Here is a 25,260-nt window from a genome sequence, read left to right on the forward strand (position 1 = left end):
TTTTTGCGGAAGGGGCTGGACAGGTTTTGACTGATTTGCCCGTCGTGCCGATTGGTCGCAGTCACTACGTGAGATTGTGCTTGCGCGGGAGGCAAATCAGCCAGGACCAATTCAGACCAAACCCGGATGTCGCTGCGCTCATCCAGGCTACGCTGCTGATTGCTCGTCGGGTTGTTTTGTGGCAGCCGCCAGCATCAATTGATTAGCGTGCGTAATAAGTCCATGCACATTCTGCCGTCTAATCGCATGCCGCTGCGCGGCCTATAAGCAAGCGGACGCTCGGCACAATCCGTAACGTAAGCAAACAGGCGATTGTTCAGCCGCTGAACCGGACCGGGGCCATCAAGCAACAGTCGCGGTAGGGTGCCGTTTTCACGCTCCTTCGCGCGAAGAGCGCTAGCCAGGGAGCAGAGTTGCTTCCGGGCGCGGACGCTCGTGAACGACAGGAGGTCTACATGAAATTTCTTGCTGCAGCGATCACTACACTCACTCTGATGACTTCATCAGCGACGCAAGCGGAAGGGACGAAGATGCTGGACGATGTGCGCATGGTCGCGCCGGCCCTGGAGAAGTACACGCAAGGTACGCTTCTTGGCGATGTCTGGAAGCGCCCCGGCCTGTCGGCGCGAGACCGGAGCATCGTTACGATCGCCGCCCTGATCGCGCGCAACCAGGCCATCGAGATGCCCTTCTATTTCAACCTCGCGCTCGATAGCGGCGTGAAGCCGCGCGAGATTTCCGAGGTGATAACCCATCTCGCATTTTATTCCGGCTGGGCGAATGCGATGTTGGCGGTTACGGCCGCAAAGAACGTCTTTGCCGCGCGCAATATCGGGAGCGATCAGCTTCCGGCGGCGTCACCGTCGCTTCTTCCGATTGACGAGGCGGCCGAAGCACAGCGTGCGACCCGCGTCGAGCAGCAGTTCGGAGCGTGGGTTCCCGGCGTCGTGCAATACACGACCGATATATTGTTTCGTGATTTGTGGCTGCGCCCTGATCTTGCGCCGCGCGACCGCAGCCTCGTCACGGTCAGCGCGCTCATCGCTGCCGGCCAGGTTGCGCAGATTCCTTATCACCTTGGCCGGGCGATGGATAACGGCCTGACACAACCGCAGGCCGCCGAGGCCATCACGCATCTTGCCTTTTATGTTGGGTGGCCGAACGTTTTCTCGGCGTTGCCGGTCGCAAAGGAAGTTTTCGAGAAGCGCCCCCGCTAGAGCCTTTTCGGTTCTGATCGAATCAGAACCGGGCTCTAGATTCTTGTTTTGACGCGTTTTCTTGACGCGAACCGGTACCCACTTCGCTCGAAAACGCTTTAAGAGGAACAGGTTCATGAACTTGTCGTTCGAAAACAAGGCTGCGCTTGTTACCGGCGCCGCCTCCGGCATGGGCCTGGCGACGGCCAAGGCCTTCGCTGAGGCTGGCGCTGCCGTCGCGCTCGCGGACGTTAATGAGGCCGCGGTGCGCTCCGCCGCGGAAGATCTGATGGCTGCTGGCCATCAGGCGATTGGCATCCGCTGCAATGTCGCCGATGAGCCTGAGGTGGCGGGCATGGTGGAGCAGGCCGTCTCAACATTCGGACGGCTGGACGCCGCGTTCAACAATGCCGGCGTACAATCACCGGCGCTCGAAATCGCCGATGTCAGCGGCGAAGAATTCGATCGGGTGAACGCGATCAATCTTCGTGGCGTCTGGACCTGCATGAAGCATGAACTCCGTCACATGCGTGAACAGGGCAGCGGCGCGATCGTCAATTGCTCGTCGATCGGCGGCTTGATCGGCCTCCCTGGGCGTGCGGCGTACCATGCTACAAAGCACGGGGTGATCGGGTTAACGAGGAGCGCCGCCCTCGAATATGCCTCACGCGGGATCCGCATCAATGCCGTGTGTCCTGGGACGATCGACACGCCCATGGTCTCGGAGATGCTGGCCAAGGAGCCGGATGCCATGAAGGAAATCATGCGGGATCAGCCGATCGGCCGGCTCGGCCGGCCCGAGGAAATCGCGTCGGCTGTTCTTTGGCTGTGCAGCCCCGGCGCGAGCTTCGTGATTGGTCATGCGCTCGTCGTGGACGGCGGGTTTACCGCGCACTGACCGCCATCCCGAATGGCCTGACAAGCCAGGCGTGGATTATCATCCGCCGAAGTAGCCGACGCCCACGGCCTGAAAGTGACGATCGAGAGCTTCGCATGAAACCGCATGTTATCTGCCTCATGGCCTCCAGCGTCGACGGTCGGATACTTCCCAGCCGCTGGCGTCCGAAGGGAGCAGCCGGAAATCTCTTCGAGCGCGTGCACGATGACCTTGCCGGCGACGCCTGGCTGATAGGCCGCGTCACGGGTCAGGAGTTCGCCAAGGGTAAGCCCTACCCGGCATCGACGGGGGAGAGCTTTCCCCGCGAACACTGGTTCTCGCGACGCGACGCAAAGGCCTACGGAGTGGTGCTCGACGCCCACGGCAAGATCGGCTGGGGCCGTTCGGACATCGGCGGCGATCCAATTGTGGTCGTACTTTCCGAAACGGTAGCGGATGCGCACCTGGCGGGCCTGCGCAGCGAAGGCGTGTCCTACATCTTCGGCGGAAAGTCGGAGCTCGACCTCAACCTCACGCTGGACATCCTCAATCGCGAACTCGGCGTGAAGCGCCTGCTGCTGGAGGGGGGCGGCGGGACCAACGGCGCCTTTCTGCGCGCGGGGCTTGTCGACGAACTCGACCTGATCCTCTGTCCGGCCCTGGACGGTGCGAAGGGGGCCCCGAGCGTCTTTGATTCCACGGAGACCGAGGCCGACCAGCGCGCGCCCGTCACAGCGATGACGCTGGAGAGCAGCCGGACCCTGGAAGGCGGTGCGATGCTGCTGCGGTACCGGATCCAGAACGAGGGTCGGCAGGGGTAGCTCCCGCATGGATCGACCGTAGACAGCAGCACACATCTCGTCTGTCAGCGCCGGTAGCGAAGCGCATCCACCACAAGTGCAAACGCTGCCGAAGCTTGGCGGCGGCTCGGATAGAAAAGGTGGTAACCTGAATATGGCTGGCACCAGTCCGCGAGCACGCGCTTGAGACGACCTTTGTCGATATGTGTTTGCACCATGCCTTCGGGAACGTAGGCCAGGCCGCATCCGGACAGCGCGGCGTTCAGCAGTTGCGTCGCGGCGTTGAAGGTCAACTGGCCATCGACGCGCACGCGCAATTCGCGGTTACCTTTCTCGAATTCCCAAGCATACACGTTGCCGTGCATCGGCAGGCGCAAATTGATGCAGTTGTGCCCCGTCAGGTCCTGCGGCTTCTTCGGTTCCGGCCGGGTCTTGAAGTAGGAGGGCGCGCCCACCACGGCCATCCGCATATCGGGGCCTATGCGGACCGCGATCATGTCCTTCGCTACCTGCTCACCGCTTCGCACGCCCGCGTCATAGCGCTCCGTGACGATGTCGGTCAGGCCGTAGTCGGTAATGATCTCGATCTTGATGTCCGGATAGTCGCGGAGCAGCTTGCCAAGTTTCGGCATGAGGATGGCGTTCGTCGCATATTCGGTCGCCGTGATGCGAACGGTGCCGGCGGGCTTTTCGCGAAGTTCGCGCAAGGCCGCCAGTTCCGTCTCGATTTCCTCGAAACGCGGTCCGACGGTCCGCATCAGGCGCTCGCCCGCTTCTGTGGGCGAGACGCTGCGCGTGGTGCGGGTCAGGAGCCGAACGCCGAGACGCGCTTCGAGCTGGCGGATGGTCTGACTCAGTGCCGATTGCGAGACGCCCAGCTTCGCTGCCGCCTTCGTGAAACTTCGTTCCCGCCCGACGGCGATGAGGGCGGCCAGGTCATCCAGGTGTCCGAGCTGCATTTATTGCACCAGCTTATAGGTCTTTGCGGATTATACCGGCTAGTCGCGACGGGGCCATGCGCTAAATAGTCGGTGATGTCAGCGTCCAATGCGCGGAACAGCGCGTGGACCGCAGCCAACGGCGTTCCGCCGTGGCCCTTTATGCGTACAGCAACCGTCCGGGAGACCTCATGTTCACACGCAGACGCGTGCTTGCCGTCACGGGTGGCGCCGCGCTCGCAGCAGCCGGACCGGCCGCTGCGGATACGGCGCGCGTCGCGATACAACGAGGGAATGGGACAATGGAGATCAAACGAAACGGTTCGCAGTCGTCCCGGGCGGGATCGAGCGAATACTTCTCCGGCGTGGTCCGCATCGACCCGCTGTTCCAGGCGCCCGATCCCGGACGTGTCGGCGGTGGCAGCGTCACATTCGAGCCGGGCGCCCGCACCGCCTGGCATACGCATCCGCTGGGCCAGACATTGATCATCACGTCGGGCCTCGGCTGGGTGCAGCGCGAGGGCGGGCCGATCGAGGAAGTTCGGCCCGGCGATGTGGTCTGGTTTCCGCCCGGCCTGAAGCACTGGCACGGCTCAACGCCGACGACCGCGATGACGCACATCGCTATTCAGGAATCGTTGAACGGCAAGAACGTTGATTGGATGGAAAAGGTCGGCGACGAACAATACCGGCGAACTTAAATCCGGCCGAGATGCCCCAATGACTGGATCGACGCTCGTTACGCTAATCCTCGGAACGCTGCTGAGCAGCATCGTTTCGAGTGTTCACGCTGAAGGAGGCGGCCCGTCGGCTCGCGCGACGTCGCAGCAAGCATCCGCTCAACAGACAGGTCCGATGAAAATAAGCATAAAAATCCAGGACAAGGTCATCACGGCCACTCTGGTGGACAACGCGACATCCAGGGATTTTGTATCGCTGCTGCCAATAAGTTTGACTTTGGAAGACTACGCAGCAACCGAAAAGATCAGCAACCTGCCGAGAAGATTGTCGACTGAAGGCGCGCCTGCTGGCAGCGATCCTTCCATCGGAGACATTTCCTATTATTCGCCTTGGGGCAACCTAGCCATATTTTACAGAGATTTTCGTTACTCGAGCGGTCTCGTCAAACTGGGAAAGATCGATTCCGGCATCGAAGCACTGAACGTAACCGGATCCGCGAAAGTGACGATCGAGCTTGTCCAGTAGAAGCATCCAGGATGATGACTGCACAAGATCGCTGAGGCCGACAGGGTCCGCCATCTGGCCGTTAGGAAACCAACATGAACGCTAGGCAGCTTCTGATACTCGGCGCCTCGATGCTGGCGTCATCACTGTCCGGGCCCACCGTTGCCGAGGAAAGGCAAGGACAATACGTGCAGATGGCGGAAATCGAGATCGATCCTGCGCAACTGGAAGACTACAAAGCTGCGGTTAAAGAGCAAATTGAAACTGCAATTCGCGTCGAGCCGGGCGTTTTGGTCTTATACGCCGTTTCTGAAAAGGATAACCCCGCCCATATCAGGGTTTTTGAAGTGTACCGGGATATGGATGCCTACAAGGCGCATCTGGAAGCGGCTCATTTCAAGAAATACAAGGCCGCTACAGAGAAAATGGTCAAATCGCTCAAGCTTGTTCAGGCGACGCCGATCATACTTGGGGCGCAGGCGAAGTGAGAGAGCGCTACGTCTCGAACGCCGTCGCATGACTTGACAACGAGGTAAAACGAAGGGCGCCCCGTCTTGGCTACAGGCGAGAGGTAACCCAAGCCAGGGCCGAGAGCTATCTTGATGCGGCGCTTCAGGTCGCGCGGGAGCAAGGGTCAAAGATACTCGAGTTACGTGCCGCAACATGCCTTGCGGGGCTCTGGATCCATCTGGACAGGAGAAGGTGATCGACAGGCTCGGCAGAAGCTGAACGCTCATTGCCGTTGAGTTGATGTCGTGATCATTGGATCTGTTGCAGCGCATTCACTGCAGCCAAGACACCGGAAGTGACCGGCGTACAGTCAGAATGGTGCGCATGACCCAAACCCGTCCTGTCGCGCGGCAGACATTTCGAACGTCCTCCGAAATTCGTCTAATTGGCGAGTAAGCACGCTCCGGAAGGTCGTGCTGGCTGAAGGCACCTCATCCGCGGTAGGATTGCTCGCCGGCGGCGCCCCGTTGGCTCGCCTGCACACTGTTAGAGGGAGGTAGACACTCAACGCTAGAGAGGAGGTCGACAATGAAAATCAGTTTGCTTACGAGGACGGCACTGGTCGCGGCAGTCACTGCCACATTGGCGCTCGCCGGCACGGCCCATGCCCAGCAGGCTCGAACACTCAAGGTCCAATCGGCAGTGCCCCCGTCCTCCACGGCGCAGGATGCCTTGAAGTTCTTCGCTGACCGGGTGGACAAGTTGACAGCGGGCCAGCTCAAGATCGAGGCGCTGCCGGGCGGTGCAATCGTCCCGCCGTTCGAGATTCTCGACGCAGCGCACAAGAAGGTTATCGATGGCGCCTGGGGCATCTCCTACTGGTGGTTCGGCAAGAACAAGGCTGCGACCCTGTTCGCCAACACGCCTGCCGGTATTGCCGGCATGGATCCTGTCGACTTCATCGGCTGGGTATACGAGGGCGGGGGCCTCGATCTGTGGAACGAGTTCTACCAGAAGGAGCTCAAGCTCAACCTGGTCGCGTTCCCCAGCATGCCGCCGAGCCCGCAGGCGCTCGGCTGGTTCAAGCGTCCGATCAAGGACCTCAACGACTTCCGCGGCATGAAGTGCCGACAGACGGGCATCGTTGCCGAACTCTATTCCAAGATGGGTATGGCCGTCGTCAACATGCCGGGCGGTGAGATCCTGCCGGCGGCTGAGCGCGGTACCATCGACTGTGCTGAGTGGGTCGGCGGCATCGAGGATCAGCGGCTCGGGCTGCACACCGTGTGGAAGTTCCACTACACGCCCGGCATGCACGAGAGCGCATCCGTGGCCGAGATGGCCTTCAACAAGGACGTTTGGGACAGCCTGCCGGACCAGAACAGGGAGGCCATCAAGTCGGCGCTTTCGGAAACGTTTCTCCGCTGGTGGGCGAGTTATCAGCGGCAGAACGCGGACGCGATTGCCGAATTCGCGGAGAAGCACAGCGTGAAGCTGCTGACCACGCCGGTCGAGATCAACCAGGCCTTCCTCAAGACCTGGGATGAATTCGCTGCCGCCGAGTCGGCCAAGAATCCGTTCTTCAAGAAGGTCTACGACTCTCAGAGGGCCTATGCCGCCAAGGTGGTGCCGGCCAAGCGCTTCATGTTCCCGCCCTACGCTTTTCAGGCGGACTACTACTGGCCGCCAAAGGAAGGCAAGTAGCAGCAGGGGGAGTACTACCAAATCGAGGGGCGGCGGCAGCGCCGCCCTTCTAAGGCGTGATGACTTTTCTTCGAATCGTCATCCCGCCTTCCCTTTTTGTTTGCGCATGATCTTTTCGGAAAACCGCTACACACTTTTCCGGATCATGCGCTAGCTATCTCACCGCATGCGGCAGCCACAGAGCGATTTGCGGCCACACCAGCAGCAGGATGAGGACGAAGACCTGGATCACCATGTAGTCGGCCATGCCCTTGTAGATCGTGGAGAGACTCCAGTTCGGCACGACGTTGCGCAGATAGTAGGCCGACATGGCCACGGGCGGACTGAGATAAGCGGTCTGCATGTTGACGGCGGTGAGCGTGCCGAACCAGATCAGCAGGTCGAGCTTGCCGAGGCCCAACTGGAGCTTTTCCACCACCGGCAGGGCGATCGGCAGGAACACCAGGATGATCACGGGCCATTCGAACGGCCATCCGAGCACGAAGAAGATCGCCATGATGAGAGCGAGCTTCCACCAGTCGCCCAGCGGAACGGCGAGCAGGTAGTTGGTGATCAGACTGGCCGAGCCGAGCTTGGTGAAGACGGCGCCGAACACGGTTGAGGCCACTGCCAGGAACAGCACCATAGCGGAGGTCACCATCGTGCCGATGCCCGCATTCGTGAGCGACTGAACGCTGAGCCGGCGATACACGAGTGCCAGGATGGCGGCGCCGAAGGCTCCGCAGGAGGCGGCCTCGGTCGGCGTCGCCAGGCCGCCGACAATGGTGCCAAGCGTAAAGCCGATCAGCGCGCTCAGCGGTGCGATCCCCAGCACGACAGCTCGGAAATAGGCGTTGCGGACGTAGGCCCACGCCGCCAGCAGCGCCGGCACCAGCGCCGCAACCGACACGCTGATCCCGCCGATCGTCACCGCGAGAGACGGGGCGCGGGTAACGCCGAGCAGCAGATAGATGAGCAGATAGACAATCGCCACGAGGCAGAGAAGCGCCAGGATCAGTACCGGCATTCCTACCCTCTCGGTGGTCATCTCCTTGTAGGCGGCTTCGCGCTCCTCCATCGTCATGGCCGGACCGAGCTTGGGATTGAGGAAGCTTCGGGTCAGCGTGTAGGCGATGTAGCAGCCGGCGAGCAGAAAGCCGGGGCCGAACGCCGCCGAATAGAGCAGGTTGACGGGAACGCCCATGACCGGGCCCATCACCACCAGCATGACGCTGGGTGGAATGAGAATTCCGAGCGTGCCGCCGGCAGCGATGGCGCCCGAGGAGAGCCGGGCGTCGTAGCCGGTCTTGATCATCATCGGCGCGGCCATGATGCCGAGCACCGTGACGGCCGCGCCGACGATGCCGGTCGCCATGGCGAAGATGGTCGCCGTCAGGATCACCGCCAGATAGAGCGAGCCGCGCACCGGCGCCAGCAGGCTGCGCATGGCCCCGAACAGGCGTTCCATAAGTCCGGCCTGTTCGGTCATGTAGCCCATGAAGATGAACAGCGGCACGGCCGGAAAGATCTCGTCCTTCATCGTGCCCCAGATCTGCAGGTAGCTCAGGTTGAAGGTCTGCTCCCAGCCCAATCCCAAACCGCCGAAGATGATGGCGAGAAACAGCAGCGTGAAGGAGATCGGGAATCCGATGAAGATGACGGCGACCATGCAGACGAGCATGATGAGGCCCAGGAGCTCGGAATAGCTCATGTTCAGACCTCGATCCTCTCGTGCCTGGTCAGGAACTCGCCGGTGCGCCACGCCCACAGGCTCTTCATGAGCTCCGAGATGCCCTGCAGGGACAGCATGAAGGCGGTGAGCGGGATAACCCCGCGCAGCGGCCACAATATCGGCGTCCAGGCTCCGGAGCTTGAGCGCTCGTCGATCGAGATCGAGTAAAGGAAATCATCGATCGAGATGTAGAACAGCACGGCCATCGTCGGCAGGAAGAACAGGATGAAGGCAAGGCTGTCGATCATGCCTTTGGTCCGGTCCGAGAACCCGTCCCACAGCATGTCGGTGCGCACGTGAGCGCCCTTGAGAAGCGCCAGCGCCGATCCCAGCATGAAGAGCGCCGCATACGACATGGTCGTTACGTCGAGCGCCCAGACGGTAGGGCTTCTGAAGAAGTAGCGGGCGAAAACCTCGAAAACGTTGGCGAACACCAGGGGAATGATGAAGAGCACGAAGAGGTGGCCGGTCCACTCCGTGAACTTGTCGATGGTGCGGATAACGGCCAAATAGCCCCGGGGTGGCGTCGGCCTTGGCGACGACGAGACACTGGTCATTACAGTGGCCATCAGTTGACCCCCAGACGCAGCCCGATCGTGAACCCCGTGAAAAACTGGCCGCACCATCCAGTGCGACCGCTCAGTCGCCGTCGAGCGCCGTCCGATGGAATGTTACTTTAGCGGCGATCTCGGCGCCAGCGGCTGGATAGCCGTCGCAGTCGCCCCTAATCCGCTTTTTAAAGCGAGATCACCCTTATCCGTTCTTCACCATCACGTGGCGCACTACGGTGTAGTCCTCCAACGCGTAGGCACTGAGATCCTTGCCGTAGCCGGACTGCTTCAGCCCACCGTGCGGCATCTCGCTGACCAGCATGAAATGGCAGTTCACCCAGGTGCAGCCATATTGCAGGCGGGAAGCGGTGGCGAGGCCCTTCGACACATCCTTGGTCCACACCGAGGACGCCAGTCCGTAGTCGCTGTCATTGGCCCAGTTCACGGCGTCCTCGACATCGGAGAAGCGCGTCACCGAGACCACGGGGCCGAACACCTCGCGCCGGACGATCTCGTCGGACTGCAACGCGCCCGCTACTACCGTCGGCTCGTAGAAGAAGCCCTTGCCGGCGGAGACCTTGCCGCCCGCGGCGATCTCGACGTGGTTCAATTCGTTAGCCCGCTCGACGAAGGAGGCGACGCGGGCGCGCTGGCGGGCTGAGATCAGCGGACCGATGTCGTTCTCGTCGTCGTCCGGCTGATTGAACTTAAGGTCTGAAGCGGCCGAAGCAAGGTCCGCCACCAGCCTCTCGTAGACTTTGTCGCCGGCATAGATGCGGCAGGCGGCGGTGCAGTCTTGGCCGGCATTGTAATAGCCGAAGACCTTCACACCCTCGACTACGCCTGCGATGTCGGCATCGTCGAACACGATCACCGGCGCCTTGCCGCCAAGTTCCAGATGGGTGCGCTTCACCGTCTTGGCGGCAGCGGTAAGCACCTTCTTGCCGGTGGCGATGTCGCCGGTGAGGGAGATCATCGCGACCTTGGGGTGGTTGATCAGCGTGCTGCCGACACTTTCGCCCCTTCCGACAACGACGTTCACCACGCCCTCCGGGAAGATGTCGGCGATCAGCTGCGCCAGCTTCAGCATGGTCAGGGGCGTCTGCTCGGACGGCTTGATGACGACGGTATTGCCGCCGGCCAGCGCCGGGGCGAGCTTCCACGCCGCCATCATCAGCGGATAGTTCCACGGTGCGATGGAAGCGACGACGCCGACCGGATCGCGGCGGATCATCGAGGTGTGGCCGGCCATGTATTCGCCCGCCACCATGCCATGCTGGGTGCGCACCGCGCCGGCGAAGAAGCGGAAGCAGTCGACGATGCCGGGGATCTCGTCGCGCAGCACGGCGTGGCGCGGCTTGCCGCAGTTCAGCGCTTCCAGCGTGGCGAAGCTTTCCGCCTCCTGTCCGATGCGATCAGCAAGCTTGAGCAAGAGGTAGGAGCGCTCCATCGGCGTGGTGCGCGACCAGGTCTTGAACGCCGTCTCGGCGGCGTTTACTGCGGCGTCGATCTGGTCCGGCGAGGCCTCCGGGAGTTCGAGCAGCGTTTCCTCGGTCTTCGGGTTCAGCACCGTCTCAGGCGTCTCGGTGCCGGTCTCGAATTTCGAACCGATGAGCATCTGTGTATCCATGAGAGCCTCCTATTTGCCGCTGCCGGCCACCGCCTCGCCCTCGCGCGTCAGATAATAGGCGGCAAGGATCGGCAGGAAGGTCACGGCGATGACGAGCACGGCGACGACATTGGTGACGGGACGCTGCCTCGGGCGAATGAGCTCCGACAGCATCCAGATCGGCAGCGTGGATTGCTGGCCGGCGGTGAAGGTGGTGACGATTACCTCGTCGAACGACAGTGCGAAGGCGAGCATGCCGCCGGCGAGCAGCGCGGTGCCGACATTGGGCAGCACGACGAGGCGGAAGGTCTGGAAGGCATCTGCGCCGAGGTCCATCGAGGCCTCGATTAACGAGGGCGAGAGCCGGCGGAGCCGCGCGACGGCGTTGTTGTAGACCACGACGATGCAGAAGGTGGCGTGGCCGAGCACGATGGTCCAGAAGGAGAAGGGGATCTCCATCAAACCGAACGCCTGCCGCAGCGCGATACCGGTGACGATGCCGGGCAGGGCGATGGGCAGCACAAACAGCAGCGAGATCGGCTCGCGGCCAAAGAACTTCGCCCGCGCCAGCCCGCCCGCCGCCAGCGTGCCAAGCACCAGGGCGATGAGGGTGGCCAGCGTAGCGACGCGCAGCGACAGGCCGACCGCGGCCCAGATATCAGTACGCTCCCACACCACGACGAACCACTTCAATGTGTAACCCGGCGGTGGAAAGGCGTAGCTGCGCTCCTCCGTCGTGAAGGCATAGAGCACGATAAACAGCAGCGGGATGTGCAGGAAGGCGAGCCCCGCGAGCGCGGCGAGCTTGAGGGAGAGCGACGCGCGGGTCATGGGGCGGCCCTCGGGTTTCCGGGATGCCTCAAAATTTCACAGCGCATCGAACGCCCCCATTTTCTTCGCAAGCGTCAGGAACAGCGCCATCACCAGGATCGGCACCAGCGAGAAGGCCGCCGACAGCGGGATGTTTCCGGCCGTGCCCTGCAGCGTGTAGACCGCCTGCCCCAGCACCAGCGCGGAGGTGCCGATGATCTGCGGCACGATGTAGTCGCCGAGCGTGAGCGAGAAGGTGAAGATCGCGCCCGCCACCACGCCGGGCAATGCCAGCGGCAAGATGATGGTGCGGAACGTCCGGCCGGGACTGGCGCCGAGATCGCCCGCCGCCTCGATCAGGCTGCTGGGCACGCGCTCGAGCGCCGCGTGCATCGGCAGGATCATGAAGGGCAGCCAGAGATAGGTGAACACCAGGACCATGCCGGTGTAGCTGACCGAGAGCGAAGGCCCGCCGACAAGGGGGAGCGCCAGCCACGCCTCCAGCGCCGGCCCAAGGCCAAGGCGCCCGGCGATCCAGCCTATGGCGCCTTCCTTCGCCAGCAGCAGTTTCCAGCCGTAGATCTTGACCAGATAGCTCGACCACAGTGGCATCATCACCGCGAGGTAGAACGCCGCCTTGGCGCGCGGCCCGGCATAGCGCGCGGCGTAATAGGCCATGGGAAAGCCGATGATGGCGCAGAGCACCGTGACGGCGGCAGCGATGCTGACCGTGCGCATCAATATGTCGAAATTGGCCGGCCTGAAGAGCTCCGCCAGCGTCGCGAGCGTCGGCTCGCGCACAATGGTGCCGGAAAACTCGTCGATGGAGAAGATCGACTGGGCGAGGAAGACAAACAGGCTGCCGAGATAGACCATGCCGAGCCAGAGCAGCGGCGGCACGAGGAGGATGAGGACCAGCAGGTTATGCCGGCGGACCAGCAGGTCCGAGAGGCGGCGGAGCGTGCGCTCGTGAGGCGCGGGGGTGTCGAGGATGGCAGGGATCATTCCTCGCTCTCCATCGGCTGAAGGGCGTCAGACCGCACTGCGAATCTCACCGGCCCGCCGCGCTTGATCTCCCCGGCCTGTCCCGCCGGCACGGCTGCGACCAGCACGAGGCCGGCGGGCGTGCGGGCGGTGATGCGGCGCACTGGGCCCTGGTATGAGACGTCGACGATGACGGCGTCGAGCACGACCGCTCCTGTCGGAGCCGAGGCACCCGCCGACATCAGGGCGATCTTCTCCGGCCGCAGGCTCGACGGACGGGCCGGGGCACCAAGCGCTTGCGCCTCTGCGGCGCTCAGCACGTTGGCCGAGCCTACGAAGTTCGCGACGAAACGAGTGCGCGGGCGCTCATAGACCTCTTCCGGCGGGCCGACCTGCACGATGCGGCCTTCGTTGAACACCGCGACGCGGTCGGCCATCGATAGGGCTTCGCCCTGATCGTGGGTGACGAAGACGAAGCTGAGGCCGAGCGTGCGTTGCAGGCCCTTCAGCTCGAGCTGCATCTCTTCGCGCAGCTTGAGGTCCAGCGCACCGAGCGGCTCATCGAGCAACAGCACCTTGGGACGCACGATGAGGGCGCGGGCGAGTGCAACACGCTGGCGCTGACCGCCGGAGAGCTGTGCCGGGCGGCGGCTCTCCATGCCGGTGAGCTTCACCATTGCCAGGGCCTCGCGGGCCTGCTTGTCACGCTCGGCACGGCCGACGCCGCGGACGCGCAAGCCGTAGGCGACATTGTCGCCGACCGAAAGATGCGGGAACAGCGCGTAGTCCTGGAACACGGTATTCACCGCGCGCCGGTAAGGCGGCAGGCCTTCGACCTTCTCGCCGAAGATTTCGATATGGCCGGCGTCCGGCTGCTCGAAGCCGGCGATGAGGCGCAGGCACGTCGTCTTGCCGGAGCCGGAGGGGCCGAGCATGGCGAAGAACTCGCCCGGCAGGATGGAGAGGTCGACGCCGTCCACCGCCTTCACCGCCCCGAAGTGCCGCGCCACGCCCGCGAAGCGGACGGCAGGGATTTCCAGAGCGGTGTCGATGTTGGCGTGCATGGACGGTTTAAATGCGCCTCCTGCTCGGGCTTGACTCCACTAGATTCCAGCATCGCCGCGCTTGGGCAGCGCAGTCTGTAGCTCGCGCTTGCGCGAGCCTACCTTCCGCCCAGCACCGCTATGTAGTCCGACACCCAGCGATAATAGGGCACACACCCCGCGCTTTGCGTCGAACATTTGGCGACCGGGGTGCGCCAGAAGTGGATCTTCTCGAAATTCCCGGCGCCGTTGGTCTTGCAGCCGTCGTCCGTCAGGAGCGCGTTTCCTTTGCACGCCGCAAGAACCGACGGCACTGAGCCGAACCACGCCGCCAAGTCGCCCTGCACCTTCGGGTCGATCGAATGCTCCATCCACATGTACGCGCAGTTCGGATGCTTTGCGTCGACATGCATCATGGTGGTGTCGGCCCAGCCGGTGGCGCCCTCCTTGGGAACGGTCGAGGCAACCGGCTTCTTCTGACTGTTCAGGAGATTGACCTGGAACGGCCACGAGGAAGAGGCGACCACCCCCTCGTTGGTGAAGTCGTCGATCTGCACCATGGGATCGTGCCAATAGCGCTGCACAATCTTGCGCTGGCCACGCAGCAGTTCGAGCGCCGCCTTGTACTGGGCCTCGGTCAGCTCGTAGGGGTCCTTGATGCCGAGCTCTGGCTTGTGCGTCATCAGATACAGCGCGGCGTCGGCGATGTAGATCGGGCCGTCGAAGGCCTGCACGCGGCCCTTGTTCGACTTGCCGTCCGGCAGCGTCGTTTCCTGGAACACGACGGCCCAGCTGTTCGGCGCTTCCTTGAACACGTCGCTGCGGTACATCAGCACGTTGGAGCCCCACTGATAGGGCACGCCGTAATGCTCGCCGTTCACCGTGTGCCAGGGCGCTTTCTGAAGGCGCGGATCGATGCTGTTCCAGCTCTTGATCAGCTTGGTGTTGATGGGCGCGACCTTTTTGCCGGCGATGAGGCGCAGCGAGGCGTCGCCAGAGGCGGTGACGAGATCGAAGCCGCCCTCGTTCATCAACGCGACCATCTCGTCCGAAGTGCCGGCGGTCTTCACATTGACTTTGCAGCCGGTCTTCTTCTCGAAATCCGTGACCCAGTCAAAGTCCTTTTTTGTGTCGCCGCGCTCGATGTAGCCCGGCCAGGCGACGATATCGACCGAGCCTTCGCCTTTATCGATGGAGGTCTTCTCGGCGGCGAACGCCGGCTGGAAGCTGAGCGAACCACAGGTGACGAGCGCCAGCAGATGTTGGACGCGCATGACAGTTCCCTCCGTTCTACAGGGCAGGTAGCAGCCCTTTGACGCGAAGTCTGACGCTACGGCGGCAGTCGCGCCACACCAAAGATGAGAAGCGAGGAATCGGAAAAACCGATGGGCAGATGGCAGATCGTTATCCCAGGGGCGGAGAGGGGGCGTTCACCGCGTCCGCCCGCCATGTCGTGTCGCTGATATCGAGAGGAAGCCGGCGGCTGCAGGCGAGAGCGGTGAGCCGCGCCGCCAGGCCGTCACGACCTCGATGGCCGGCAGTTCTTCCACCAGCGCGCGGGCCTCGATCTTGTCGCCTTCCAGCGACCACGGGCGATAGGTGAGGTCCGGCAGCACGGCGACGCCACATCCGGTCGCGACGAGGCCGCGCACCGCCTCGACGGAGCGGGTGCGGAAGGCGACCGGCGGGCGGATGCCAAGCCGGCGCCAAATGATTTCCGAGGCTTCGGCGATCTCGTCGACGGTCAGCAGCACGTGGGGTTCGCCGGCGAGATCACGCAGGCTGACGCGCTCGTCCGCGCTCGCCGGATGGCCAAGCGGCAGCCAGATGCGATAGGGCGAGACCTCGACCGGCTCGGTATGCAGCGCCGAAGGGCGGCGGCCGGGCGGCAGCACAATGACGGCGACATCTAGTTCGCCTCCGACCAGCAGATGCTCCAGATAGTCCGCCGCGTCCTCGACCGCCTCGACCGCGACATTCGGGAAGGCGCGACGGAAGCGGGCAAGCAGGTCGGAATAGACATAGCTGGCGACCAGTGGCGTGACACCGACCGAGAGCCGCCCTGACAGCGCCATCGCCTCGCCATCGCCCAGCGCACGGCGGGCATCGGCGACATCGGCGAGGATTTTCCGCGCGTGGCGCAGGAAATACTGGCCCTTCAGCGTGAGATCGGCGCCGCGGGCGTGGCGGTCGAGCAGCCGGAAGCCGAGATCGAGCTCCAACTCGCGCAGCGCTTCCGTGACGGTCGATTGAGAGATGCAAAGGATATGCGACGCAGAGGACACCGAGCCGTTTTCCGCGACCGCAACGAAATACTGGAGCTGGCGCAGCGAAAAGGCCATCGACGAAACCGGGAGGTGTCGGATGGACCGATGATACAGCATGAAGACGCTAGGCGGAACGCCGATGTGGAAGCAGTCGATCGGATAGCTTTGAACTTCTTCCTGGTTGGCCCGTCGCCTTCGATATCGGGCCGTCCGATCCCAGAACGCCCTTTCGCTGTTGTGCCGGGTCCGCCGACCGCTAGGTTCGAAAGATTATGTGCGGACCGCGGTCCTGTTGATGCGGAGCTATTCAAGGATCAAGCGGGGACAGGTTTGCGGTGCCGTGCGACCCTTGGGGTCTTGGAGAGCGTCGCTTCCCCTTAGACCTAATTGCGCAAACCGAGGCTTTGCAGGAGCGACGGTGGCTGGGCATTTTGCACATAGGGGTCCTGCGCTCGGGGGTCGGCTACGGGCGGGGCCTGTGCCCGTGCGTCTTGCTCTTCCCGGACCCTTGCTCGATGATTTCGCTGGGACCGGATCTCTGCTCGTGCATTTCGCACGGACTGGACCCGTCGGTGCTTTTTCACGGGCCGGACCTGCGCTGGGGCATCTTGCGCCACCTTTACAGGGGCGGCTTGCACGGGTTGTGCGGGCTCGACTTGTGCCCGTGTCTCTTGCTCTGCTGCCCAGGCCTGGAATTGCTTGAACAAGGCTTCAGTGATTGGCTGGTTGACCTCGGCTTGACTCTGCTCGGCTTGCCTCTGATCGGCAGGTTCAACAGCCGCAGCAATTTCGTCGCGCGTCGGCGCATCCGCTGTGGTCGGCGGCAAATCCTGAGGGCTGGCGATCGATTGATGAGTGCTGGCGACTGATTGAATCGTTGACGTCGACGGATCGGCGTCAGGCTGAAGCACCGGTTTGTCGACCCACCAATCCGTCACGTTCGCAACGAGCGCAACCGGATTTCCGATCGATAGAATAGCGATGCCGATCGCTATCACCGTTACAGCCACAATGCTCGTCTTGAGAATTCGCGACGAGATGGTCGCTATGTTCCAAGCCTTCCCGATATCCGGTTGCTCGGTTTCTTCCGCATGCCCGGAGAGAAAGAGAGGAGAACGATCCGGCTGAAAACCATCGTTTGTCGCCATTTGGTTGATGCGCCTCTTATTGATCGCATCCATCAATACCCCACCAGCGAGGTCTAAAAGCGACAATCGCCGCCACGATTTAGGAGAAGTCTTGGTTTCACTGGGATATGGGAACCGCAAGATCACGCGGAACTCCGGATTGCTTTGTGCACGAGCGGAAATGAACGCCACAAAAACAAAAGGCGGTTCCATCAAAAGGCGCTTCCATCGGAAGCGCCTTTTGCGTCTTGGAGCAGCAACCTCGACGGCAAGCCGCCGGCACTCACTGCGAATAATACATCTCGAATTCGACCGGGTGCGGGGTCATCTCGAAGCGCTCGACTTCGGTCATCTTCAGCTCGACGAAGCTGTCGATGAAGTCGTCGTCGAACACACGCCGCCGTTCTTGAGGAAGGCGCGGCCCTTGTCGAGATTTCCACTAGTTCACCAGCGATGATGTTGTCACTGGGCCATACGACGTGCGGGCGCAGTGGCCGGCCGCAGCTCCAGTGTGGATACGCCTGCGGCAATATTCACACCCGTCTGTCCCTGCACGGATGCCGGCTGCATGATGATCCTGCGGTCCGGGCCTCCAACGAGGACGTTGGCGCTTGCTCCGGCGCCGACTGTGCCGCCGGCGGTCGCACCCGTATGAGTTCCCGCCAATGCCCCCCGGCCCAACGTGGCCGGCGCAAAAACCGCCCAGGCCATCCGGCCGCCCGTCGTGGCACCGATGTCGAGGCCAAGTGTGCTGACGGTGCCCTCATAAGCATCGCGCACCCTGCCTCTCGCGGACGCATAGATGCAGCTCAGTTGCCGCTGCCCCCCGACAACGAGGCCGACGCCGGGCGATATGTTGCAGGTAAGCGTGCCGACCCTTGTCCGATCCTGAGCCGTGGCCGGGGCCACGGCGAGGGCGAGCGCCAAGGCGGCGCATGCGGTTGCGAGGCTATTCAACGTAGTTCTGTTCAGCATTGCTTTGTTCATGGGGGTCCCTCCATCGACCATTCTGATGGAACCCCTTAACGCGCAGCGACATTGCGATGTTCCGGTTCCAAGTCTACTTGCGCGGAATTAGCGGCGGCTTTCGGCAGTGTTCCAACCAGGCGACCGAAACGCCCTGACTTTGCTCGCAAAAACAAAAGGCGCCCCGCAAGGAGCGCCTTTCGCATGTTGAGCGGAGATACCGACGGCGCGAACGCCGCGCGGGATCACTGCGAATAATACATCTCGAACTCGACCGGGTGCGGGGTCATCTCAAAACGCTCGACTTCGGTCATCTTCAGCTCGATGAAGCTGTCGATGAAGTCGTCGTCGAACACGCCGCCGTTCTTGAGGAACGCGCGGTCCTTATCGAGGTTTTCCAGCGCCTCGCGCAAGCTGCCGCACACCGTCGGGATCTGCTTCAGCTCTTCCTTCGGCAGATCGTAGAGGTCCTTGTCCATCGCAGGACCCGGATCGATCTTGTTCTTGACGCCGTCGAGGCCGGCCATCAGCATCGCGGCGAAGCCGAGATAGGGATTGGCCATCGGGTCGGGGAAGCGGACTTCGACGCGCTTGGCCTTCGGGTTTGCCGTGTAGGGAATGCGGCAGGAGGCCGAGCGGTTGCGCGCGGAGTAGGCGAGCAGCACGGGGGCTTCATAGCCCGGGACCAGGCGCTTGTAGGAATTGGTCGACGGGTTGGTGAAGGCGTTGATCGCTTTCGCGTGCTTGATGATGCCGCCGATGTAGTGGAGGCAGATTTCCGAGAGGTCGGCGTACTTGTTGCCGGCGAACACCGGCTTGCCGTCCTTCCAGATCGACTGGTGGCAGTGCATGCCCGAGCCGTTGTCGCCGTAGACCGGCTTCGGCATGAAGGTGGCTGTCTTGCCGTAGATGTGGGCGACTTGGTGGATGCAGTATTTGTAGATCTGCATCTGGTCGGCCATCAGCGTCATGGTGTCGAACTTCATGCCGAGCTCGTGCTGGGCGGAAGCGACCTCGTGGTGATGCTTTTCGACCTTGACGCCCATCTTGGCCATGGCGCCGAGCATTTCCGAGCGCATGTCCTGCACCGAGTCCTGCGGCGGCACGGGGAAGTAGCCGGCCTTGGTGCGGATGCGGTGGCCGAGATTGCCGCCCTCATACTCGGTGTCCGAATTGATCGGCAGTTCCGAGGAGTCGAGCTTGAAACCGGTGTTGTAGGGGGTGGTCTGGTAGCGCACGTCGTCGAACACGAAGAATTCGGCTTCCGGTCCGAAGAATATGGTGTCGCCGACGCCGGACGATTTCACCATCGCCTCGGCCTTCTTGGCGATGCCGCGGGGGTCACGGTTGTAGGGTTCGCCCGTGGTCGGCTCCAGCACGTCGCAGACGATGACCATGGTGGTCTCGGCGAAGAACGGGTCGATCGTCGCGGTGACCGGGTCGGGCATCAGGCACATGTCGGATTCATTGATCGCCTTCCAGCCGGCGATCGAGGAGCCGTCGAACATCTGGCCTTCGGCAAAGGTGTCCTCTTCGATCATGCTGACGTCGAAGGTCACGTGCTGCCACTTGCCGCGCGGATCGGTGAAGCGCAGATCGACGTATTTTACGTCGTTGTCCTTGATCGATTTCAGGACGTCTTTGGCGGTCTTCATGAATACCCCTTTTGGCTACGGACGGTTTCCAGGATTCTTGCGACAGCGACATTCCGCAACGATCTTGTGAGAAATCGCGAACGAAATCAGACCGCCGAAGCAGCCCTTTTCTTGGTTTTTAGTCGCAAAATTCGGATAGCAGAGGGCTTAGATAGCGTCCAGCCCGGATTCTCCGGTTCTGATCCGGATCGCTTCCTCGATATTGGAGACGAAGATCTTGCCGTCGCCAATGCGCCCGGTCTGGGCGGCGCGGCGGATTGCGTCGATCGCTTTTTCGACCAGGTCATCGCCGATCACGATCTCGATCTTCACCTTGGGCAGGAAGTCGACGATGTATTCCGCACCGCGATAGAGTTCGGCGTGTCCCTTCTGCCGGCCAAAACCTTTGGCTTCGGTGACCGTGATACCCTGCAGTCCGACCTCCTGAAGCGCCTCTTTCACCTCGTCGAGCTTGAAAGGCTTGATGATGGCTTCAATCTTCTTCACTGAGCGCCTCCCGGGCAATTCCAAATTGCAGATAGTTTCGATGTCGCGCGAGGCGCCGTCTGGTTTGATCCTTGCATCCGGCAAAGCCGGCTTGCTCATAATTGACGCGAACTGCGACGATCATAAGCTCGGTTTTCTAACCGGCTTCCTCAAAAGCAGGGTCTATGCCAAGTTGTTAATGCGGCTGATTTCGGAACGTTATCAGACTTTTAACAGGCGAGTGGAAGAGGTTGTGCCGGACGCTGTATGATAGAGAAGATTACAAAATAGGCAAACAGATCAATTCGTGTGCAGTCGAGGCCAGCCGAGGCGCAGGGAGCGACGGCGATATGCCTCCAGAAAAGGCGGACGGATCGAGGATTCGGCATGGACGTTTTGACCACGACTGAGATGGAGCGTGCCGACCGGTTGACGATCACCGCGGGCACGCCCGGCTTCGCGCTGATGATGAGCGCGGGCCAGGCCGTGGCCGAAGCCGCAATGGATCTCGTCGAGGAGGGACCGATCATGGTGGTCGCCGGCCGCGGCAACAATGGCGGCGACGGTTTTGTGGCGGCGGCCGAGCTGGCTGCGCGCGGCCGGGACGTCTCGGTCATCCTGCTGTGCGAGCGCGACAGCCTGCAGGGTGATGCGGCCCTCGCTGCACGCGGCTGGAAGTACCCGGTGCTGCCGTTCAACCCGCAGGCGATCGGCAAGCCGGCGCTGATCATCGATGCGCTGTTCGGCGCCGGGCTCAATCGTCCGGTCAAAGGCGATCCGCTCGAGATGATCGAGGCGGTCAACGCCAACGGCGCGCCGGTGCTCGCCGTCGACCTGCCGAGCGGGATCAACGGTACGTCGGGTGCGGTGATGGGCGCTGCGATCAACGCGATCGAAACCGTGACGTTCTTCCGCCGCAAGCCGGCGCATCTGTTGATGCCGGGGCGCAAGCACTGCGGCCGTGTCCGCGTCGCCGATATCGGCATCGATCCCCGCGTACTCGAAGAGATCCGGCCGCAGACATCAGAGAACGTTCCGCAGAGCTGGCAAAAATCCTTCCCCGTGCCTGACATCGACGGCCACAAATACGCCCGCGGCCACGCCGTCGTGTTGTCGGGCGAACTGGCGTCGACCGGGGCGGCGCGTCTCGCGGCGCGCGGTGCGCTGCGGGCAGGGGCTGGTCTCGTCACGGTGGCCTCGCCGCGCGACGCGCTGGCGGTCAACGCCGCGGCGCTGACGGCGGTCATGGTGCGCGCCGTCGATACGGTGGTCGAATTCGCGGAGATGATTGACGACAGGCGGCTCAATTCCATCGTGATCGGGCCGGGCGCCGGCGTCGGCGACCGCACGCGCGATCTCGTTCACACCGCACTGTCGACAAAGCGCAGCCTCGTGCTCGACGCCGACGCGCTGACGAGTTTTGCCGAAGCGCCCGAGCGGTTGTTTGAACAGATCAAGGCGAGCGAGGACGCCCACGTCGTGCTGACCCCGCATGAGGGCGAGTTTCCGCGCCTGTTCAGCGACATCAGCAACAAGCATCCCGGCCGCTCCAAACTGGAGCGGGTGCGCGACGCCGCCGAACGTTGCGGCGCAGTGGTACTGCTGAAGGGACCGGATACGGTCGTGGCCTCCCCGGATGGACGCGCCAGCATCGCCGCGAATGCACCGCCCTGGCTTGCGACGGCGGGAGCGGGCGACGTGCTGGCGGGAATGATCGCAGCGTTTCAGGCGCAGGGCGTGCCGGCGTTCGAGGCTGCGTGCATCGGCGTCTGGATGCACGGCGAAGCCGCGCGCGAGGCGGGGCCGGGCCTGATCGCGGAAGACTTGCCGGAAGTGCTGCCCGCGGTGTTTCGCCGGCTCTATGACGAGTTCGGGATTGAGTATTAGGCCGCTTGAACTTGATGACACGAACGCCTCGGCGCGCGTTCACCGAGCCTACGCCTTGCTGTGGCAGACCGGTCTGTAGACGTCCGAGGTACCCAGTGATTGCACCGCGCGTGGATGTTCAATCAAAAGCGCTCGTGGCAACGTGCGTTCCCGGCCGATGCGGGCGGGACGATCACGCGGCCCGACCAACGGTAGCAACCTGAAGGAACTATGGCCATGCGCACAATCCTCGTCGCTGCTGTGATCCTCTTAACCACTTCGGCCGCTTGGGCCCAGGGACAGCCCACGTCGTGCTCCGGGGGCGCGCAGATGTGCAAGGAATCGATCAGTCGGGCGCGTGATGCAACGCGGTTGAAGACAACCCCCGCCGGCTGCGATGCCGCGGCCGCCCAGTGCATGAAGACCGGCGTGTTTGTGGGTCCCGGTTCGGGTATTCGCTGGCCAGTGGCCAAGAATTAATTTCCGTAGGATGGGTGGAGCGAAGCGATACCCATCGTCTTCGTCACCAGTGCTGGAGTTGATGGGTATCGCTGCGCTCCACCCATCCTACGCCATCAGATGTTTGGACACCGCCGTCTCATTCCATTCCAGCCCAAGGCCGGGGCCTCTTGCCGTCACCGTGCCATCGACGATCTCGACGGGGTGGGCGAGGATGATGCTGGCGAAGTCGAGGAATTCGAGCCAGTGCGCCGTCGGCGTTACCGCCAACATATGGGCGCTGGCCTCCGCAAACAGATGGCTCGACATCGGAATGTTGGCGGCTTCCGCTTGGGCTGCGACCTGCAGCCAGCCCGTGACACCGCCGCACTTCATCAGATCGGGCATGATGAAATCGCTGGCGCCGGCTTCGATCGCCTCCGCAAAGCCGCGCGGAAACCACCAGTTTTCGCCGGCCTGAATCGGCGTCGGTGATGTCTCGCGCACTTTTGCGTGTCCCGACAGATTTTCCTGCGGCACGGGTTCTTCGATCCAGTGCAAATCGTAGGGGGCGAGGCGGGCGATACGGCGCGACGCTTCAGCGGGATCGAGCGACTGGTTGAAGTCGATCATCAGTGCGACATCAGGGCCGATGAGGGCGCGCACGCCCTTGACCATCCGTTCGTCGTTGGCGGCATCGCCGTCGCCGACCTTGATCTTGATGCCGCGAAATCCCTGTTCGAGCGAGCGGCGCAGCGCCTTTTCGTCGGCGACGGGATCGACCACGCCGTAGCTGTCGTAGGCCTTGATTGGCCGCGCCGAGCCGCCGAGCATCTCCGCCACTGGCTGGCCTGCGATCTGTCCGAGCGCGTCCCAATAGGCCATGTCGAGGCCTGATACCGCCATGCCGACGAGGCCCTGCCAGCCGAGCAGGCGGAATTTGGCGTCCATCGCCGCCATCAGGTCGTAGGGCGCGATCGGCCGGCCGGTGAGTTCGCGCCCGATCTCCTCGATCAGGTGAACCAGCGGCTTCACCGTCATCCGGGCGTAGGCGAAGATGTAGGAATGGCCGCTAACGCCCTGATCGGTCTCGACATCGATCAGGACCAGCGGCGCGACCTCGAACACGCCAAAGGCGTTCCTCAGGGGACGCGCGAGCGGCACGACGAGACCTCGCGCCTTGACGCTGCGGATGGCGGGAACCGGTTTGCTCATGGTGTGCTCCTCACTCGACAGCGTACCACCGCACCAGCCGCGGCGCCGCCCAATCGGTGGTGACGGATTCGATCAGGTAGCGGCCGGCATGTTCGGCCCGGAAGGCGATGCGCTGGGTCTGGCCGGGCTCGATCGCCAGCGTATCCAGCCAGAACGGCTTCCAGCCATCGTCGAGTCGGTCCAGCAGCCGGAAATGGTGGCCGTGCAGGTGGAAGACGGTGGCGATCGCGGCGCGGTTGGTCAGGGCCAGCACCACGGTGCGGTCGCCCTTGACGCGGAAGGCGGGCGGGGCGGTGGCGACAAATTTGGCTGGAGTCACCCAATCGCCCTGGGGACCGCCGAGCGCGAGATCGACCCGGGCGGCGCCCTTGAGCTCGATCCGCTCGGGGAGGCCGTTGGAGGGCAACGGCGGGGCTAGCGCGAGCGGGGTCGGGCGAATCGGCGGCTCGCTGGAGACGCGGACTTTTCCGATCGGGCGGGCTTCCTTGCCATCGTGCAGAAGGATCGGCGTCTCGGTGCCCGTCGGCGTGGTCACATCGATAAAGGCGTCGACCCGGCCGCCGGGCGCCAGCACCAGGGCGCCGTTGCGGGCGTGGAACGGCTCGGAGGATTGGCTGTCGATGGCCATCACGCGGACATCGAGCCCCTCCAGTTTCACAGCAATAACAGAGCGTTGACAGCCGCTGATGATGCGGAGCCTGATCCGTTCGTTGGTCCGCCCTGAGAGATCGAGCGAAGTCTGGCCGTTAATCGTATGGACTGGTACGGCGTCCCCGGGGTCCGCAGCCGGTGCCATCGCGGTTCCATCCGGCTTGACCCGCCAGTCCTCGATCAGGAGAACCTCGTCGCGGTCGACGGCGACTGCTTCGCTTTCCTGGACGATCAGCGCCCGTGCCTGCGACGCTCGCGGTTGTCCGTCTCCGAGCAGGTTGAGTTCGCACAGGAAGGTCCCGGCGTGGCGCAGCGGCAGTTGCAAGGCTTCCTTGCCGCCGCCGGCGAGCGGAGGGCGTGCCGTCAGCGGTTCGGCCGCCGGGACGCCATCGATTCCGCGCCAACTGAGGACGGCCGGCACCGGGAGTTCGTTGCCGAAGGTGATATCGAGGGTCTCACCACGCTTGAAGCGAAGTTCGGGCCCTTGCAGCGACCAGATCGGCGTGGCCGGGGCGTTCGGGCGGAGGACGACGCTGTCGGCTTTGGCTTGCAGCGCCAGCGCGGATCGGGCCTGGGTTCGCCCCGCGACGGGCCATATCGGGGTGAGGGCGGCCGCGCCCAACCCGGCCATCAGTTCGCGTCGATCCAGCGGAAATTTGGGGCTTGCCATCGGACCAATGCGGACCATTTTTTGTTGTATCTGTCCTAGCTGTGACGCCTTGCCCCGGTGGTGTCAAAAAGGGCCATTTTTT

At 62.9% G+C, this 25,260-nt stretch carries 24 protein-coding genes and 1 pseudogene; 9 read left to right on the plus strand and 16 right to left on the minus strand.

The annotated features are described in order from the left end of the window. Positions 1-455 precede the first annotated feature (455 nt). The 3 genes from KIP88_RS29395 (at position 456) to KIP88_RS29405 (ending at position 2,894) form a co-directional block, all read left to right on the plus strand. The gene (locus KIP88_RS29395; RefSeq protein ID WP_214491604.1) at positions 456-1,217 is read left to right on the plus strand and encodes a carboxymuconolactone decarboxylase family protein; all 762 of its coding nucleotides are present in this window, start codon (positions 456-458) and stop codon (positions 1,215-1,217) included. A gap of 115 nt (positions 1,218-1,332) precedes the next feature. Further along, positions 1,333-2,094, plus strand: coding sequence for an SDR family oxidoreductase (locus KIP88_RS29400; protein ID WP_214491605.1), 762 nt, complete (start codon positions 1,333-1,335; stop codon positions 2,092-2,094). Positions 2,095-2,189: 95 nt separating this feature from the next. Next, positions 2,190-2,894, plus strand: a complete 705-nt coding sequence (locus KIP88_RS29405) for a dihydrofolate reductase family protein (protein WP_214491606.1) — start codon at positions 2,190-2,192, stop codon at positions 2,892-2,894. 44 nt (positions 2,895-2,938) lie between these two features. Here KIP88_RS29405 and KIP88_RS29410 read toward each other — a convergent pair whose 3' ends face one another. Further along, entirely contained in the window at positions 2,939-3,832 is an 894-nt protein-coding gene (locus KIP88_RS29410) for a LysR family transcriptional regulator (protein WP_214491607.1), read from the minus strand. A gap of 281 nt (positions 3,833-4,113) precedes the next feature. Here KIP88_RS29410 and KIP88_RS29415 point away from each other — a divergent pair, with 281 nt between their 5' ends. The 4 genes from KIP88_RS29415 to KIP88_RS29430 all read left to right on the plus strand — a co-directional run bounded on the left by KIP88_RS29415 (position 4,114) and on the right by KIP88_RS29430 (position 7,150). Continuing rightward, entirely contained in the window at positions 4,114-4,512 is a 399-nt protein-coding gene (locus tag KIP88_RS29415) for a cupin domain-containing protein (protein ID WP_214491731.1), read from the plus strand. A 19-nt stretch (positions 4,513-4,531) separates the two neighbouring features. Then, complete coding sequence (locus KIP88_RS29420; protein ID WP_249791105.1) at positions 4,532-5,017, plus strand: cyclophilin-like fold protein; 486 nt, start codon at positions 4,532-4,534, stop codon at positions 5,015-5,017. Positions 5,018-5,091: 74 nt separating this feature from the next. Further along, entirely contained in the window at positions 5,092-5,484 is a 393-nt protein-coding gene (locus KIP88_RS29425) for a putative quinol monooxygenase (protein ID WP_214491608.1), read from the plus strand. A gap of 550 nt (positions 5,485-6,034) precedes the next feature. Then, the gene (locus KIP88_RS29430; RefSeq protein ID WP_214491609.1) at positions 6,035-7,150 is read left to right on the plus strand and encodes a TRAP transporter substrate-binding protein; all 1,116 of its coding nucleotides are present in this window, start codon (positions 6,035-6,037) and stop codon (positions 7,148-7,150) included. Between the two features lie 154 nt (positions 7,151-7,304). Here KIP88_RS29430 and KIP88_RS29435 read toward each other — a convergent pair whose 3' ends face one another. The 13 genes and pseudogenes from KIP88_RS29435 to KIP88_RS29495 all read right to left on the minus strand — a co-directional run bounded on the left by KIP88_RS29435 (position 7,305) and on the right by KIP88_RS29495 (position 20,359). Next, a complete protein-coding gene (locus KIP88_RS29435) occupies positions 7,305-8,840 on the minus strand; it encodes a TRAP transporter large permease subunit (protein ID WP_214491610.1) in 1,536 nt (511 codons plus the stop codon). A gap of 2 nt (positions 8,841-8,842) precedes the next feature. After that, positions 8,843-9,430 carry a TRAP transporter small permease subunit gene (locus KIP88_RS29440; RefSeq protein ID WP_214491611.1) on the minus strand — a complete coding sequence of 196 codons (588 nt, stop codon included), beginning with the start codon at positions 9,428-9,430 and terminating at the stop codon, positions 8,843-8,845. Positions 9,431-9,614: 184 nt separating this feature from the next. Next, positions 9,615-11,042, minus strand: coding sequence for a gamma-aminobutyraldehyde dehydrogenase (locus KIP88_RS29445; protein WP_214491612.1), 1,428 nt, complete (start codon positions 11,040-11,042; stop codon positions 9,615-9,617). A 9-nt stretch (positions 11,043-11,051) separates the two neighbouring features. Next, the gene (locus KIP88_RS29450) at positions 11,052-11,852 is read right to left on the minus strand and encodes an ABC transporter permease (protein WP_214491613.1); all 801 of its coding nucleotides are present in this window, start codon (positions 11,850-11,852) and stop codon (positions 11,052-11,054) included. A 36-nt stretch (positions 11,853-11,888) separates the two neighbouring features. Then, on the minus strand, positions 11,889-12,836 hold the full coding sequence (locus tag KIP88_RS29455) for an ABC transporter permease (protein ID WP_214491614.1): 948 nt from the start codon (positions 12,834-12,836) through the stop codon (positions 11,889-11,891). Beyond that, positions 12,833-13,879, minus strand: a complete 1,047-nt coding sequence (locus tag KIP88_RS29460; RefSeq protein ID WP_214491615.1) for an ABC transporter ATP-binding protein — start codon at positions 13,877-13,879, stop codon at positions 12,833-12,835. The genes KIP88_RS29455 and KIP88_RS29460 overlap by 4 nt, the downstream gene beginning before the upstream one ends. 98 nt (positions 13,880-13,977) lie before the next feature. Further along, positions 13,978-15,132 (minus strand): ABC transporter substrate-binding protein, encoded by a 1,155-nt coding sequence (locus KIP88_RS29465; RefSeq protein ID WP_214491616.1) that lies wholly within the window; start codon positions 15,130-15,132, stop codon positions 13,978-13,980. A 156-nt stretch (positions 15,133-15,288) separates the two neighbouring features. Next, on the minus strand, positions 15,289-16,200 hold the full coding sequence (locus tag KIP88_RS29470) for a LysR family transcriptional regulator (RefSeq protein WP_214491617.1): 912 nt from the start codon (positions 16,198-16,200) through the stop codon (positions 15,289-15,291). Positions 16,201-16,508: 308 nt separating this feature from the next. After that, positions 16,509-17,465 (minus strand): hypothetical protein, encoded by a 957-nt coding sequence (locus tag KIP88_RS29475; RefSeq protein WP_214491618.1) that lies wholly within the window; start codon positions 17,463-17,465, stop codon positions 16,509-16,511. Positions 17,466-17,535: 70 nt separating this feature from the next. After that, positions 17,536-17,687: pseudogene (glnA, locus tag KIP88_RS29480) on the minus strand (glutamine synthetase); the annotation flags it as partial. Positions 17,688-17,714: 27 nt separating this feature from the next. Beyond that, positions 17,715-18,239, minus strand: a complete 525-nt coding sequence (locus KIP88_RS29485) for a DUF992 domain-containing protein (protein ID WP_249791106.1) — start codon at positions 18,237-18,239, stop codon at positions 17,715-17,717. 224 nt (positions 18,240-18,463) lie between these two features. Beyond that, positions 18,464-19,873 carry a type I glutamate--ammonia ligase gene (gene glnA, locus KIP88_RS29490; RefSeq protein WP_214491619.1) on the minus strand — a complete coding sequence of 470 codons (1,410 nt, stop codon included), beginning with the start codon at positions 19,871-19,873 and terminating at the stop codon, positions 18,464-18,466. 147 nt (positions 19,874-20,020) lie between these two features. Beyond that, the gene (locus KIP88_RS29495) at positions 20,021-20,359 is read right to left on the minus strand and encodes a P-II family nitrogen regulator (RefSeq protein ID WP_011441447.1); all 339 of its coding nucleotides are present in this window, start codon (positions 20,357-20,359) and stop codon (positions 20,021-20,023) included. 40 nt (positions 20,360-20,399) lie between these two features. Between KIP88_RS29495 and KIP88_RS29500 the strand changes: the two genes are divergently transcribed. After that, positions 20,400-20,609 carry a hypothetical protein gene (locus KIP88_RS29500; RefSeq protein ID WP_214491620.1) on the plus strand — a complete coding sequence of 70 codons (210 nt, stop codon included), beginning with the start codon at positions 20,400-20,402 and terminating at the stop codon, positions 20,607-20,609. A gap of 116 nt (positions 20,610-20,725) precedes the next feature. Then, on the plus strand, positions 20,726-22,225 hold the full coding sequence (locus KIP88_RS29505; protein WP_214491621.1) for an NAD(P)H-hydrate dehydratase: 1,500 nt from the start codon (positions 20,726-20,728) through the stop codon (positions 22,223-22,225). Between the two features lie 546 nt (positions 22,226-22,771). Here the strand turns inward: KIP88_RS29505 and KIP88_RS29510 are convergent. Together KIP88_RS29510 and KIP88_RS29515 are read right to left on the minus strand one after the other, a co-directional pair. Next, positions 22,772-23,857, minus strand: coding sequence for an enolase C-terminal domain-like protein (locus KIP88_RS29510; RefSeq protein WP_214491622.1), 1,086 nt, complete (start codon positions 23,855-23,857; stop codon positions 22,772-22,774). A gap of 10 nt (positions 23,858-23,867) precedes the next feature. After that, on the minus strand, positions 23,868-25,139 hold the full coding sequence (locus KIP88_RS29515; protein ID WP_249791107.1) for a multicopper oxidase family protein: 1,272 nt from the start codon (positions 25,137-25,139) through the stop codon (positions 23,868-23,870). Positions 25,140-25,260 lie beyond the last annotated feature (121 nt).

It is taken from the genome of Bradyrhizobium sp. SRL28 (genome assembly GCF_018596315.1).
GTDB lineage: Bacteria > Pseudomonadota > Alphaproteobacteria > Rhizobiales > Xanthobacteraceae > Bradyrhizobium.

Coding starts and splice junctions, on each gene's coding strand:
- KIP88_RS29395 (WP_214491604.1), top strand. CDS start 456: ATGAAATTTCTTGCTGCAGCGATCACTACACTCACTCTGATGACTTCA.
- KIP88_RS29400 (WP_214491605.1), top strand. CDS start 1,333: ATGAACTTGTCGTTCGAAAACAAGGCTGCGCTTGTTACCGGCGCCGCC.
- KIP88_RS29405 (WP_214491606.1), top strand. CDS start 2,190: ATGAAACCGCATGTTATCTGCCTCATGGCCTCCAGCGTCGACGGTCGG.
- KIP88_RS29410 (WP_214491607.1), bottom strand. CDS start 3,832: ATGCAGCTCGGACACCTGGATGACCTGGCCGCCCTCATCGCCGTCGGG.
- KIP88_RS29415 (WP_214491731.1), top strand. CDS start 4,114: ATGGAGATCAAACGAAACGGTTCGCAGTCGTCCCGGGCGGGATCGAGC.
- KIP88_RS29420 (WP_249791105.1), top strand. CDS start 4,532: ATGACTGGATCGACGCTCGTTACGCTAATCCTCGGAACGCTGCTGAGC.
- KIP88_RS29425 (WP_214491608.1), top strand. CDS start 5,092: ATGAACGCTAGGCAGCTTCTGATACTCGGCGCCTCGATGCTGGCGTCA.
- KIP88_RS29430 (WP_214491609.1), top strand. CDS start 6,035: ATGAAAATCAGTTTGCTTACGAGGACGGCACTGGTCGCGGCAGTCACT.
- KIP88_RS29435 (WP_214491610.1), bottom strand. CDS start 8,840: ATGAGCTATTCCGAGCTCCTGGGCCTCATCATGCTCGTCTGCATGGTC.
- KIP88_RS29440 (WP_214491611.1), bottom strand. CDS start 9,430: ATGGCCACTGTAATGACCAGTGTCTCGTCGTCGCCAAGGCCGACGCCA.
- KIP88_RS29445 (WP_214491612.1), bottom strand. CDS start 11,042: ATGGATACACAGATGCTCATCGGTTCGAAATTCGAGACCGGCACCGAG.
- KIP88_RS29450 (WP_214491613.1), bottom strand. CDS start 11,852: ATGACCCGCGCGTCGCTCTCCCTCAAGCTCGCCGCGCTCGCGGGGCTC.
- KIP88_RS29455 (WP_214491614.1), bottom strand. CDS start 12,836: ATGATCCCTGCCATCCTCGACACCCCCGCGCCTCACGAGCGCACGCTC.
- KIP88_RS29460 (WP_214491615.1), bottom strand. CDS start 13,879: ATGCACGCCAACATCGACACCGCTCTGGAAATCCCTGCCGTCCGCTTC.
- KIP88_RS29465 (WP_214491616.1), bottom strand. CDS start 15,132: ATGCGCGTCCAACATCTGCTGGCGCTCGTCACCTGTGGTTCGCTCAGC.
- KIP88_RS29470 (WP_214491617.1), bottom strand. CDS start 16,200: ATGGCCTTTTCGCTGCGCCAGCTCCAGTATTTCGTTGCGGTCGCGGAA.
- KIP88_RS29475 (WP_214491618.1), bottom strand. CDS start 17,465: ATGGAACCGCCTTTTGTTTTTGTGGCGTTCATTTCCGCTCGTGCACAA.
- KIP88_RS29485 (WP_249791106.1), bottom strand. CDS start 18,239: ATGAACAAAGCAATGCTGAACAGAACTACGTTGAATAGCCTCGCAACC.
- glnA (WP_214491619.1), bottom strand. CDS start 19,873: ATGAAGACCGCCAAAGACGTCCTGAAATCGATCAAGGACAACGACGTA.
- KIP88_RS29500 (WP_214491620.1), top strand. CDS start 20,400: ATGTCGCGCGAGGCGCCGTCTGGTTTGATCCTTGCATCCGGCAAAGCC.
- KIP88_RS29505 (WP_214491621.1), top strand. CDS start 20,726: ATGGACGTTTTGACCACGACTGAGATGGAGCGTGCCGACCGGTTGACG.
- KIP88_RS29510 (WP_214491622.1), bottom strand. CDS start 23,857: ATGAGCAAACCGGTTCCCGCCATCCGCAGCGTCAAGGCGCGAGGTCTC.
- KIP88_RS29515 (WP_249791107.1), bottom strand. CDS start 25,139: ATGGCCGGGTTGGGCGCGGCCGCCCTCACCCCGATATGGCCCGTCGCG.